7 protein-coding genes are annotated in these 13,310 nt (G+C 43.2%); 6 read left to right on the top strand and 1 reads right to left on the bottom strand.

Going from position 1 to position 13,310, the window contains the following annotated elements; genetic code table 11:
- Nucleotides 1-150: 150 nt before the first annotated feature.
- Nucleotides 151-6,477, top strand: coding sequence for an ATP-binding sensor histidine kinase (locus tag A4S05_RS03615; protein WP_069068455.1), 6,327 nt, complete (start codon nucleotides 151-153; stop codon nucleotides 6,475-6,477).
- Between the two features lie 138 nt (nucleotides 6,478-6,615).
- Here the strand turns inward: A4S05_RS03615 and ctpA are convergent, their stop codons facing one another.
- Nucleotides 6,616-7,860 (bottom strand): carboxyl-terminal processing protease CtpA, encoded by a 1,245-nt coding sequence (gene ctpA / locus A4S05_RS03610; protein WP_069068454.1) that lies wholly within the window; start codon nucleotides 7,858-7,860, stop codon nucleotides 6,616-6,618.
- Between the two features lie 406 nt (nucleotides 7,861-8,266).
- Between ctpA and petB the strand changes: the two genes are divergently transcribed.
- The 5 genes from petB to A4S05_RS03585 all read left to right on the top strand — a co-directional run bounded on the left by petB (nucleotide 8,267) and on the right by A4S05_RS03585 (nucleotide 13,284).
- Nucleotides 8,267-8,914, top strand: coding sequence for a cytochrome b6 (petB, locus tag A4S05_RS03605; RefSeq protein WP_069068453.1), 648 nt, complete (start codon nucleotides 8,267-8,269; stop codon nucleotides 8,912-8,914).
- Between the two features lie 255 nt (nucleotides 8,915-9,169).
- Nucleotides 9,170-9,652 carry a cytochrome b6-f complex subunit IV gene (gene petD, locus A4S05_RS03600; protein ID WP_069068452.1) on the top strand — a complete coding sequence of 161 codons (483 nt, stop codon included), beginning with the start codon at nucleotides 9,170-9,172 and terminating at the stop codon, nucleotides 9,650-9,652.
- Between the two features lie 430 nt (nucleotides 9,653-10,082).
- The gene (locus A4S05_RS03595) at nucleotides 10,083-10,526 is read left to right on the top strand and encodes an ATP-binding protein (RefSeq protein ID WP_069068486.1); all 444 of its coding nucleotides are present in this window, start codon (nucleotides 10,083-10,085) and stop codon (nucleotides 10,524-10,526) included.
- A 546-nt stretch (nucleotides 10,527-11,072) separates the two neighbouring features.
- Nucleotides 11,073-12,086 carry a GDP-mannose 4,6-dehydratase gene (locus A4S05_RS03590; RefSeq protein ID WP_069068451.1) on the top strand — a complete coding sequence of 338 codons (1,014 nt, stop codon included), beginning with the start codon at nucleotides 11,073-11,075 and terminating at the stop codon, nucleotides 12,084-12,086.
- Between the two features lie 10 nt (nucleotides 12,087-12,096).
- Nucleotides 12,097-13,284 (top strand): glycosyltransferase family 4 protein, encoded by a 1,188-nt coding sequence (locus tag A4S05_RS03585; protein ID WP_069068450.1) that lies wholly within the window; start codon nucleotides 12,097-12,099, stop codon nucleotides 13,282-13,284.
- Nucleotides 13,285-13,310: the final 26 nt, after the last annotated feature.

Genomic DNA, 13,310 nt, shown 5'->3' with positions numbered 1-13,310 from the left:
TAAAGTAAATCTTAAATTGTCGGGTGCGTTAAAGCTACCGCTAACGGAACTGGGAACTGTTTTGCTCAATACCAGTTTTCTAACGTTTGTTAACCAAGATATTGTCCTGGGAATTATAACGCTAGTATACAGATATTCTCGTAAAAACTTATGAGCGCCAAAGTTGATGGAACTTTAAGGATCGCTGGCTACCAAACTATAGAACAACTATATTTAGGTTCTCGCACCCAAGTGTATCGGGCAGTTCGAGAATGCGATCGCCTGCCAGTTGTCATCAAGCTCTTAAAACGAGAATACCCGACTTTTAGCGAATTAGTACAGTTTCGCAACCAATATGCGATCGCTAAAAACATAGATATTTCCGGCATTATCAAACCTTATAGTCTGGAAGCCTATCATAATGGCTATGTTCTAGTCATGGAAGACTTTGGTGGTGTTTCCTTGCGGCAATTTACTCAAGGAAAAATACTGACATTAGAGCAATTCCTACCCATTGCTTTGCAATTATTAGACACCTTACACCAGTTGCATCAACAGAGTGTCATTCACAAAGACATTAAACCAGCCAACATCCTGATTCACCCTCAGACCAAACAAATCAAGCTGATTGACTTCAGTATTGCCTCGCTTTTACCACGAGAAACCCAGGAGATCCAAAGTCCCAAAGGACTAGAGGGAACGCTAGCGTATCTGTCACCAGAGCAAACCGGACGGATGAACAGGGGTATTGACTACCGCAGTGACTTTTATTCATTAGGCGTAACTTTCTTTGAACTGTTGAGTGGACAATTACCCTTTGAGTCCAATGAGCCGATGGAATTGCTGCATTGTCACATTGCCAAACAACCACCCTTTCTCTGCGATTTCAACCCCGATTTGCCCCTGATGCTGGGGGAAATTGTCCGCAAACTGATGGCGAAGAACGCCGAAGACCGCTATCAGAGTGCGCTAGGAATTAAACATGACCTAGTGACTTGCGTAGAACAGTGGCGAGAAACAGGTAAGCACACCTGGTTTGATTTGGGACAGCGAGATATCAGCGATCGCTTCCTCATACCCGAAAAACTCTACGGGCGAGAATCGGAAGTGCAAACGTTACTGGATACCTTTGGTTATGTTGCTAATGGTGGTTCCCAACTGATGCTAGTAGCAGGTTTCTCTGGTATTGGTAAAACCGCAGTTGTCAATGAAGTACATAAGCCAATTGTCCGGTGGAACGGCTATTTCATCAAGGGCAAATACGACCAGTTCAACCGCAACATTCCTCTATCTGCTTTTGTGCAAGCTTTTCGTGACCTGATGGGACAGTTGCTCAGTGAAAGTGATACCCAACTGAAGCAATGGCAGAGCAAGATTTTAGCGGCAGTTGGAGACAACGGGCAACTCCTGATCGAGGTAATTCCTGAATTAGAGCAGCTGATCGGCAAACAGGGTGCGATCGCACAATTATCGGGTAGTGCGGCACAGAACCGTTTTAATCTGCTGTTCCAAAAGTTCATTCAAGTCTTCACCACAAGAGAGCATCCTTTGGTGATGTTTCTTGATGACTTGCAGTGGGCAGATTCGGCATCGCTCAATTTGCTGAAACTGTTGATGACTCAGAGTGATTGGGGTTATCTATTCATTATTGGCGCCTACCGCGATAACGAGGTGTTTGCAGCTCATCCACTGATGTTGACGTTAGATGAAATTGAAAAGGCATCTTCCTGCGTCAAGACTTTAACTCTAGATCCCTTGAGTCAAGTAGATGTGAACCATTTAATTGCCGACTCCCTCAGTTGTGCAACAGGCCAAGCATTGCCATTGACAGAGTTGGTTTATCAAAAAGCCCAAGGTAATCCCTTTTTCACAACTCAGTTTTTGAAAGCGCTACATGAGGATGGGCTGATTACCTTTGATTGGGAGATAGGTTTCTGGCAATGTGATGTAGCACAAGTGCGATCGCTCGCTCTCACTGATGACGTGGTGGAATTTGTGGCACAACAACTTCAGAAATTGCCACCCAACACTCAAGATATCTTGAAACTGGCAGCCTGTATTGGTAATCAATTTGATTTGAAGACATTGGCGATCGTTTCTGAACAATCGCAAATTGAAACGGCTACAAGTTTATGGAAAGCTTTACAAGAAGGTTTAATTATACCCCAAAATGAAGTTTATAAGTTTTATCAACAGGAGTCGTTTGTCAATAGTCATAAACAAATGACCAATGACCAAGGACAAATGACAGTTACTTATAAATTTTTACATGACCGGGTGCAACAAGCAGCATACTCACTAATTCCCGCCGATGAAAAACAACCCGTTCACCTGAAGATTGGACAGTTACTCTTAAGCAATACTCCCGAAAGCAACCGAGAAGAACGGATTTTTGAAATAGTCAGTCAACTCAATATTGCGACTGAATTGATCGCCCAATCCGCAGAACGTCAAACATTAGCCGAATTTAACCTGATGGCAAGTCGCAAGGCAAAGGCGGCCACAGCCTATACTGCCGCCTGTAAATATGCTCAGGTAGGCATTGGGTTACTTGCCCAAAACAATTGGCAGCATCAGTATGAGTTGACCTTAGCACTCCATCAAGTCGCCACAGAAGCCGCCTATCTGAGTGGTGATTTAGAGCAGATGGCAGCTAATGCCAGCCTTGTCTTGAATCACGCCAAAACTCCGTTAGCTCAAATTAGCGTCTATGAAGTGAAGATTGAAGCATTCACAGCCCAGGGTCAATTTTCTCAAGCGATCGCAGCGGCACTTGCCATTTTAAAGCAATTAGGAGTAGAACTGCCCGCAGATCCTACCCAGGAAGATGTGGCAGCTGCCTTTAGTACCGTTTCCGATGCGATTGGAGAGCGTCAACCTGGTGAGTTACTCAACCTCAGCGAAGCAAAGAATGCAAACATCCTGGCAGCGGCTCGAATTTTGACATCAGTAGCACCCTGCGCCTATCTGTATCAGCCACTACTGTATTTATTGGTGATTTTAAAAAAGGTTTATTTGTCTGTTGTATATGGCAATGAGTCAACCTCGACCTTTAGCTATGTCTCTTATGGAATATTGATGTGTGGTGTGTTCGGAAAGGTTGAATTAGGTTATGAATTCGGTCAGTTAGCCCTCGATCTGCTATCACGTCAGCAAAATTCCGAATTGAAGGGGAAAACTTTATTACTAGTCTATGTGTACACAAGGCATTGGAAAATGCACCTGCGTGAGACATTAAACCCCTTGCAGATAGCTTATTGTAGTTGTTTAGATGTAGGCGATTTTGCTTTTGCGGGTTACTCTGCGTATAATTACGGTTTTTACTCCTATTTTGCTGGAAAGAATTTAACGCAACTGGAGTCAGAACTTGCCCGATATTGTGAAGCCCTCAAGCACCTCAAGCAAAATCTCAGTTTGACCTATTCCCAGGTGATTCGACAAATTTTGCTGAATTTAATGGGGAATGGGGATGAAGTAGTGGTGTTGAGCGGTGCAGCCTACAATGAACAGCATCAACTTCCATTACATGAAACAGCGGGCGATCGCACCGGATTAGCATTGCTGTGGATTAACAAACTAGTTCTGTCTTATCTGTTTTCAGAGTTTAAACAAGCCGTAGAACAGGCTGAACAAGCAAGACGGTATTTGGATGCTGTCCTGGCTTTTTTATATGTACCCATCTTTCATTTCTATGAATCTTTAGCCCAAATAGCATATTTGGGAGAACTTTCAACCCCAGAACAGCAGCCAATCAAGGAATGTATCGCTGCAAATCAAGAAAAACTCAAAGACTGGGCAACTCATGCGCCGATGAATTTCTTGCACAAGTTTTATCTAGTCGAGGCGGAACGAGAACGAGTCCAAGGCAACAAAGCCGAGGCAATAGATTTGTACGATCGCGCCATCAAAGGAGCCAAAGAAAACGATTACATCCAAGAAGAAGCACTTGCCAATGAACTAGCTGCCAAATTTTACCTCGACTGGGGCAAAGAGCGGATTGCTCAAGAATACATGACCCAAGCCTACTACGGCTATGCTCGTTGGGAAGCTAAAGCCAAAGTCGCCGATTTGGAACGACGCTATCCCCAACTCCTCGCTCCCATTCTCCAGCCAACTCGTTCTCCCCTCTCAACTAACGAAACTATCTTCACATTAGAAAGTATCACCTCCACCAGTTCTGCCACTTCCAGTAGTAGCAACGTCTCTGTTGCTTTAGATTTAGCTACTATTCTCAAAGCTTCCCAAACCCTTTCTAGCGAAATCGAACTCGAAAAGCTGCTCTCGACGTTGCTGCATATCGTCATTGAAAATGCCGGAGCTGATAAGTGTGTGTTCATGCTTTTGGAGTCAGGTGGTTTACTAATTCAGGCGTTAGCCCAGCTTTCCTTTGGTGGCACATCTCTACAGAACAAAGGAACTGCTGAAGTTGATTTTTACCCAATGTTGTCGAACCCACAGCCTGTTGAAGACTCCCCCGATCTACCAGTTAGCTTAATTAATACCGTCAAACGCAACTTACAACCAGTAGTGATTATTGATGCCACGGTGCATCCGCAATTAATTAATGACCCGTATATTCAGCAACAGCAGCCCAAAAGCATCTTGTGCATCCCGATTTTGCATCAGGGTAAGTTGCTAGGCATTTTGTATTTGGAAAACAATTTGGCAACTGGAGCATTTACAAGCGATCGCGTCAAGCTACTCAACTTACTTTGCGCTCAAGCTGCCATTTCTGTGGAAAATGCCCGCCTTTACCGCAATTCCCAGAACTATGCTCAACAGTTGGAACAATCTCTAGCAAAATTGCAAGCTAGTGAAATCCGCTTCCAAAATTTGACAAATAATATTCCTGGTATGGTGTACCAATTCCGGTTAGCGGCTGACGGTTCAACTTCAACGCCATACGTTAGTTCTGGCTGTTTGGACTTGTATGGCTTAGAACCAGAATCAGTGATGACAGGGACGCATAGCCTTTACGCCATGAATCATCCTGACGATCAGCCAGCTATTGCCCAAGCGATCGCCTACTCTGCTCAAAATCTGACACCATTTGACATAGAATGTCGGATTATCCTGCCTTCAGGAACCGTCAAATGGATTCAATCTCTTGCTCGGCCAGAGCGGCAAGTCGATGGCGCAATCGTCTGGGATGGAGTGGTGATTGATATTAGCAATGTCTACAACGAGCTGCGCTTACGCAAACAGGCTGAAGCATCTCTAGCCAAAGAACGAGAGTTTTTGAATGCCATCATTCACAATATTACAGATGGGATTGTTGTTTGTGATGCTAATGGTAAATTGACTCTATTTAACAAAGCAACTCGTGAATTTCATGGCTTACCAGTAGAATCATTACCAGCAGAAGAATGGGCAGAATACTTCGATCTTTATCAACTTGATGGTAAAACACCTCTATTAAAAACCGAAATTCCTTTGTTTCGCGCCTTGCAAGGGGAAATAGTCGAAAATGCCGAAATGGTAATTGCGCCAAAGCATGGTTCTACGAGAATTTTGTTAGCTAGCGGACAAGCGATCTTCGATCCTGCGGGTAACAAAGCCGGTGCGGTGGTTGTAATGCGAGATATTAGCGATCGCAAACAAGCTGAACTTGCCTTGCAGCAAAAATCACAAGATTTGCAACAAGCATTGAACGATTTACAAAATGCCCAATTACAAATTGTCCAAAGTGAAAAGATGTCAGCACTGGGGAATCTAGTTGCTGGTGTGGCTCACGAAATGAATAATCCCCTTGGTTTTATTGCTGCTAGTCTCAAGCAAGCTAAACCCACTGTTGCTGATATTTTTGAACACTTAAAGCTTTATCAAAAAAGTTTACCCAACAAAAATGATCAAATTCTTCACCACGCCGAAGAAATCGACTTGGATTATAGCTTAGAAGACTTGCCCAAGATGATTGATTCTATGACTATGGCGTGCGATCGCTTAAAAAATATCAGCACCAGTTTACGAACTTTCTCCCGTGCCGACAAAGATTATAAAGTGCCGTTTCATATTCATCAAGGCATCGACAGCACGATTTTAATTTTGAAACATCGTCTCAAGGCTAACGAGCAACGTCCAGCAATTGAAGTGATAACTGAATACAGCACTTTACCTCAAGTTGAGTGTTTTCCTGGGCAATTAAATCAAGTATTTATGAATATCTTAGCAAATGCAATTGATGCATTGGATGAATCAAATACAAATCGGAGTTTTGAGGAAATTAAAATTAATCCTAACCGCATCATAATTAAAACATCACTAGAAATTAAAGGTGTAAAAATTACAATTGCTGACAATGGAAAGGGAATGGCTCAAGAGGTAAAACAAAAGATATTTGACCATTTATTTACGACGAAAGCTGTTGGCAAAGGAACAGGATTAGGACTTGCGATCGCCCGTCAAATTATTGTGGAAAAACATGGCGGAGCGATCGAAGTTAATTCTCAACTTGGCGAAGGAACTGAATTTGTGATTCAGCTACCATTGTCGATATAAACGAGAAAATCGCAGTTATTCTAGGATAAAAATAACTTGCCCCTGCCCTAACTATGCCTTTGTGAATGCTGAGTAATAAGTGAGATTTCCTACTCATCACTCATCACTCATTACTCATTACTCATTACTCATCACTCTTCATGCCTTTCCCGCCACCACCGAATTTTTCACCAAAAGTTGTACTGCTGCTTGATATTGCAGATCCGCTTCAGTGCCAATCTGTTCGCGGTTAATGGCTGCTTGGGAAATCACTGTATCCGGTTTAATACCTAGTTTGTTAATATCCCGGTGTTGAGGAGTTTCATACTTAGCAATTGTGACTGCCAAGCCCGAACCATCTGATAATTCAAATAAGGATTGAATTAAGCCCTTTCCAAAGGTGGTTTCGCCTACCAACTGGGCGCGACCATTATCTTGGAGTGCGCCGGCGAGAATCTCACTGGCACTAGCAGTTCCTTGATTCACCAAAATCACCAGAGGATCGTTTGTCAGGGCTGGGCCAAAGGCTTCAAAACTGCCCTGAATGCCTTGTCGGTTAACAGTGTAAACGATAGTGCCGGAGTCTAACCAAAGACGGGCGATTTCAATTCCTGATTGCAATAGCCCCCCAGGATTATTTCGTAAATCTAGAATGTAGGCAGCAGCCCCTTTTTTTTCTAGACTAGAAATAGCGTGTGCCAATTCCGTTGAGGCGTTGGCATTGAATTGAGTCAGTCGTAGGTAGCCAATAGGCGTATTGTCAGTGGAAACACGCAATTCGGAAACCACAGGGTTAAGAGCAATGCGATCGCGTGTTAGTCTAATTTCTGTTTCTGCTTCTCCGTCCCGTTCGATCAGTAAAGTGACAAGGCTACCACTCGGCCCGCGCATTCTGGTTGCAGCTTCATCAAGGGTGAGATTTTCTGTAGAGACGCCTTCAATTTTGAGGATGCGATCGCGTGGTCTAATCCCCGCTTTATCTGCCGGTGAACCGGCGATAGGAGCAACTACTTCTAACTTCCCATTCTCAGAATTCAAAGCAATTTGTAATCCTACCCCAGTCAATTCCCCGGAAGTATTTACCTGCAAGCTGCGGTACTGTTCTGGATCTAAAAAGCGGGTAAAAGGATCGTCAAGGCTCTTGAGCATCTTCCCAATTGCCGCATAACTGGCATTTGAGTCTGCCAAAGGCTTCTCCAGAACCTTTTGCCTGACTGCTGCCCAGTTTTGATGATTAAACGTCTCATCTAGATAAGTGCGATTAACAATTCGCCAAACTTCCGAAACCAGCTTTTGTTCCGTCGTCAAAGCTAGAGCCGGCTGGGTGAGCGTACCCAACGCCAACCAAAACGCCATTAGCAATGAAAATCCAACCCGAAAGACTTGTTTGTTCATGAACCCCATTATCAATTCCACCTCAACCCAAATTGGCTATAAATGCTCACTTCCCCTGTTGTTGATGAAATCTATCTCTCGATTATGTTACTTTTTTTATAGAAGTGGTGCATTTTTCTCATCAAGTTGTTCAGTCAACTGATGCATCGTATCCACTCGCCAAAGGATAAAATCTACTTTGTGTCCACTATTTTGTGTGTAGGGGCGTAAAGAGATCGCAATATATTCTATCTTTACAGAGTGTAAAGTTTCTGAAGTCTCTTAGCACGCCAAAAGCTAAAAAGCAAACAAAAAAACTCCCCTTTACTAAAATCCCAAACTTGCTAATTGGGAGAGAAGTCTGAGCGAAGGCTTCTGCCGATTCAGAACTTCGGAATTTATCAACCGCAACCGACTTTTAGGAACTTGAGATTGTATGGCCAACGTTTACGACTGGTTTGAGGAACGCCTAGAAATTCAGGCGCTCGCTGAAGATGTTACTAGCAAATACGTCCCTCCCCACGTCAATATCTTTTACTGTCTGGGTGGAATTACCCTGGTTTGCTTTCTGATCCAGTTTGCTACTGGATTTGCCATGACGTTCTACTACAGGCCAACAGTCACTGAAGCTTTCTCCTCAGTGCAGTACATCATGAATGAAGTAAACTTCGGTTGGCTAATTCGCTCCATCCATCGCTGGTCTGCGAGCATGATGGTGTTGATGATGATTTTGCACGTCTTCCGGGTTTATCTTACAGGTGGTTTCAAAAAGCCCCGCGAACTCACCTGGGTAAGTGGTGTCATCCTAGCTGTGATCACCGTTTCCTTCGGAGTTACCGGCTATTCTCTACCTTGGGATCAAGTTGGCTACTGGGCTGTGAAAATCGTTAGCGGCGTACCAGAAGCAATTCCCGTGGTTGGCGTTCTGATTTCTGACCTGTTGCGCGGCGGTTCGAGTGTTGGTCAAGCAACACTAACTCGTTACTACAGCGCCCACACCTTTGTATTGCCTTGGTTAATTGCAGTCTTCATGCTGTTTCACTTCTTGATGATCCGCAAGCAAGGTATTTCCGGGCCTTTGTAATCTCAGCTATTAGCGAAAGGCAACATTTGTCAGTTTTCAGATCGAGTTGTTTGTTTTAAACTTATGAAACACAAGAAATTAATTGCACATAAGTTCCAAAAAACAAATACTTGTATCTGAAGCCTAAAGCTGTAGACACCCTCCAGGCGGCTGACTGTAGATATACAAACGCTGTTTGCCGCCTGTTGGTTGCCTAGTAGCTGATAGCTTTCACAAATGCTTTAATTTAACTTAAGCAGGAGAGCACATTTCAAAATGTCAACACAAAAGAAACCTGACCTGAGCGATCCTCAGTTAAGAGCCAAACTCGCTAAAGGCATGGGTCACAACTACTATGGTGAACCCGCTTGGCCTAATGACTTACTTTACGTCTTTCCAATTGTGATCATGGGTTCCTTCGCTGCGATTGTGGCTCTAGCCGTGCTAGATCCAGCAATGACCGGTGAACCAGCAAATCCTTTCGCCACACCATTGGAAATTTTACCAGAGTGGTATTTGTATCCAGTCTTCCAAATTTTGCGATCGCTTCCTAACAAACTTTTAGGAGTGTTAGCAATGGGTTCTGTACCAGTGGGTCTAATCCTCGTTCCTTTTATTGAGAACGTGAATAAGTTCCAAAACCCCTTCCGCCGTCCAGTTGCAACCACAGTATTCCTTTTTGGTACTCTTGTCACCCTGTGGCTAGGTATTGGCGCTGCTTTGCCATTGGATAAATCTTTGACCTTGGGACTATTCTAAATTAGTCACCACAAAGTGCTTTGACGCCTGTGAGTTTCAAGAGCAGATGCAGATGTGCTTTTGAAAACAATTAACAGGCGTCAATTTTAACAGGAAACAAATTCAGGATTCAGAAGCCAGAATTCAGAATTAAACTCTGATCTGTATTCTGAATTCTGAAATAATTCAGATTCCATTTGGGATTTTGAAGTTTTGGATGAAAAAACTCTTCCAAAATCTCAAATTACCAAGAGTCAACAAATACAAACATTTTTTACTTACTTAACGTAAGTTGCTAGTTACAACCCTCCGAATGCCAAAATCCTTCATGTTTTGTATTTTGGTACACAAAATATGTAAATTTAGATTTTTTTATGTCAGAGAAATTTTGCGAGTAGCGCAAAATTTAATAACTAGCAACTTGGGTTTACTTATATTCAAGTCACAGTTAATGCTTACTATAGTGCAGCAAGACCATCTGACGGTTAAGAGCGAACTCAGGCTCCTAAACCAGGTGCAAGAATGGTTTGAGCAATTTTGTCTGCAACATTTGTCTCAACTTGGCTGGTCAAAAACCCAACTTGATCGCCTCAATTTAGCATTAGCAGAAGGCTTTACCAACGCTGTTCGTCACGCTCATCATGCTTTACCGCCGGAAACAACCATTGAGATTAATGTTTATCTGTGGATTGACCGACTAGAGATTAGAATTTGGGATTATGGAAAACCTTTCAATCCTGATGCGATCGCAGAGCCAGCCCCAGGTACTCTACAAGTAGGCGGGTATGGATGGTTTCTCCTCCGGCGCTTGGCAGACCGTGTTGTATACGAACGCGGTACAGATGGTAGAAATTGCCTGCTCATCGTCAAATACTCTGTAGAAGCACAAAAGTAAAAGTGAAGTAGTCAAGGGTAAAGGAAGGTAAGAATACTTCTGATGCCAATTTTGGCTTTTGAGCGGAGGCGAAGCGTAGGGAAGGAGTATCGGCAGAGTGCGAAGACAAGTCTTCTCTACGTTCGCGCAGCGTATCGCAGACAGATGCTCTTGCTAGCTTGGTTATACTTAAGAGCAAGACAAACAAAACTTCTCCTGTGTCGCTGCTGCTAAATTCCAGCCACTCACTTTAAAACAGAAGCACCAGCAGAAGGGGTGTTTGCTCAAATATAAAGTTATTTGATTGATAAGAGTATACTCCTTTTTCAAAATTATTTGAATTGGAGTAATATATTTTTTACGTGAAATTGCTTAGTAATTATGATTTTTTTGTAAAATTTCCAAGAATATTTTTGTATAAAAAAAATTAGTGAATACAGTAAAGATAGCATTCGAGTTACACTAGCTCACTTGTTAAGATTTGTCAGCAGTGTTGAGAGCCTTATTTTTGTTCTCCAACAAGTGCCATTTTGTGCTTAAAGAGATAGAGAGAGTAGGGGAGAAAATATGACTAAGACAGCCCTAATTACAGGAATTACTGGTCAAGATGGCTACTATCTCAGCCATTTGCTTCTCAACCGTGGTTATAGAGTTGTAGGATTAGTACCCCCACATCGACAACCGAATTTGACAAAACTGGGCACACTGGCAAATCAGGTAGAAATTTTTACGGTTGACTTGAGGGATAGTGCAGCGCTGTTGACCGCAGTTGAACAACTACGTCCCCAAGAAATTTACAATCTAGCGGCTCCCAGTTTTGTCCCCGACTCCTGGAACGATCCGTTGGGAACCCTAGACTTGATAACTGGTACAGCTACTAGACTCTTAGAAGCAGTACGAAAAGTTGGTTTGTCTACCAGATTTTATCAAGCCAGCAGTTCAGAAATGTTTGGCGATGTATTCCTCTCGCCTCAAGATGAGGAAACTCCTTTTCGTCCTAAAAATCCTTATGCTGCGGCTAAAATGCACGCTCACTGGACGATGGTGCATCACAGACAGCGCTATGGACTATTTGCCTGTAGCGGAATTTTATATAATCACGAGTCTCCTCTACGCGCACCTCAGTTTGTCACACGAAAAGTTTCTTTAGCAGTCGCATCAATAAAATTGGGTTTAACTGACACCTTAGAAATGGGTAATCTAGACGCCAAACGCGATTGGGGGTTTGCGGGAGATTACGTAGAAGCAATGTGGCTGATGTTGCAAGTTGATGAACCCGAAGAATATGTGATTGGTACAGGTAAACTGCATAGTGTTAAAGATTTAGTTGCCACAGCTTTTGAGTCTGTCGGCTTGGATTGGACACAACATGTAGTCATAAATACCAGCTTGTTGCGGCAAGATGAGCATTTTCAACTAGTAGCTAACCCCAGTAAAGCGAAAAGAAACCTCGGCTGGGAACCCCAAGTGAGCTTTGAGGAACTTTTAGAAAAAATGGTCAAAACAGATTTGGAGCGCTTACAGAGTGGTGCGTTGGATGAAGTCCTTGCCACAGGCATCGCACCCTTACCGCGAGTTTAAATAATCTAATATGCACATCACTACAGTGGCAGAAAACCTCAAGTTAGGTGATAAAGTTAACAAAAAAACTAACCATGTCTTCGTGTTCTTAGAAATTTTTGCTCACGAAGGTGGTATTCAATCATATATAAAAGATATTTTTCGCGCTTATCTGGGATTAAGCCAAGACTACAAGGCAGAAGTCTTTTTGCTACGAGATAGTCCTGATAGCTTAAATGCGTTTGAAGACGAGAACTTAAAATTTCATTACTTTAAAAATCAGTCTCCCTATTTGGGGAGACTACAAATGGCAGCGGCTTTACTTAAATGTCTGTTGCAAAGCCGTCCCCAGCAAGTTTTCTGCGGTCATATAAACTTAGCAGTACTAGTACAAACTCTTTGCCAGCCTTTGGGGATTCCTTACACTGTACTAACTTACGGTAAAGAAGTCTGGGAACCGCTGAAAAATCAAGAACGTCGCGCCTTGATCTCAGCAATTGGAATTTGGACAATTAGTCGCTACAGCCGCGATCGCGCTTGTGTTGCTAATAGTCTAAACCCGAAAATGGTACAGATGATGCCTTGTGCAATTGATGGAGATAAATTTACACCTGGTTCCAAGCAGCCAGAATTACTCCAGAAATATGGCTTAACTGGTGCTAAAGTTTTAATGACAGTAGCGCGGTTATGGTCAGGGGATATTTATAAGGGTGTAGATGTCACCATTCGGGCATTACCACAAATCGCTCAGGTTTTTCCAGAAGTCAAATATTTGGTAATTGGTCGCGGTGATGACCAACCACGATTGGCGCAGCTAGCAAAAGATTTGGGTGTGAGCGATCGCGTCGTATTTGCTGGTTTCGTGGCTACAGAAGAATTAATGCAACATTACCGCCTTGCTGATGCCTATATTATGCCTTCGCAAGAAGGCTTTGGCATTGTTTATCTGGAAGCAATGGCTTGTGGAGTACCTGTATTATCCGGTGACGACGATGGTTCCGCAGACCCTTTGCAAGATGGTAAACTGGGATGGCGAGTACCACACCGCAGTCCTGATGCCGTAGCAGCAGCTTGTATAGAAATGCTTCAAGGGGATGACCAGCGATGTGATGGAAAGTGGCTGCGAGAACAAGCGATCGCTCTGTTTGGCATAGATGCCTTCCAACAGCACTTGCAAAAAATGCTTATATCCTCAGTTTTGAGTCCCAATAACAAATGACTAAAATCGCTATCCTAGAAGGAGAG

Source organism: Nostoc sp. KVJ20 (assembly GCF_001712795.1).
Classification (GTDB): domain Bacteria; phylum Cyanobacteriota; class Cyanobacteriia; order Cyanobacteriales; family Nostocaceae; genus Nostoc.
This window is presented reverse-complemented; position numbering and strand designations above follow the sequence as displayed.

What these genes read in the sequence shown, in the direction of transcription:
- A4S05_RS03615 (WP_069068455.1), top strand. Translation starts at nt 151, where the DNA reads ATGAGCGCCAAAGTTGATGGAACTTTAAGGATCGCTGGCTACCAAACT.
- ctpA (WP_069068454.1), bottom strand. Translation starts at nt 7,860, where the DNA reads ATGGGGTTCATGAACAAACAAGTCTTTCGGGTTGGATTTTCATTGCTA.
- petB (WP_069068453.1), top strand. Translation starts at nt 8,267, where the DNA reads ATGGCCAACGTTTACGACTGGTTTGAGGAACGCCTAGAAATTCAGGCG.
- petD (WP_069068452.1), top strand. Translation starts at nt 9,170, where the DNA reads ATGTCAACACAAAAGAAACCTGACCTGAGCGATCCTCAGTTAAGAGCC.
- A4S05_RS03595 (WP_069068486.1), top strand. Translation starts at nt 10,083, where the DNA reads ATGCTTACTATAGTGCAGCAAGACCATCTGACGGTTAAGAGCGAACTC.
- A4S05_RS03590 (WP_069068451.1), top strand. Translation starts at nt 11,073, where the DNA reads ATGACTAAGACAGCCCTAATTACAGGAATTACTGGTCAAGATGGCTAC.
- A4S05_RS03585 (WP_069068450.1), top strand. Translation starts at nt 12,097, where the DNA reads ATGCACATCACTACAGTGGCAGAAAACCTCAAGTTAGGTGATAAAGTT.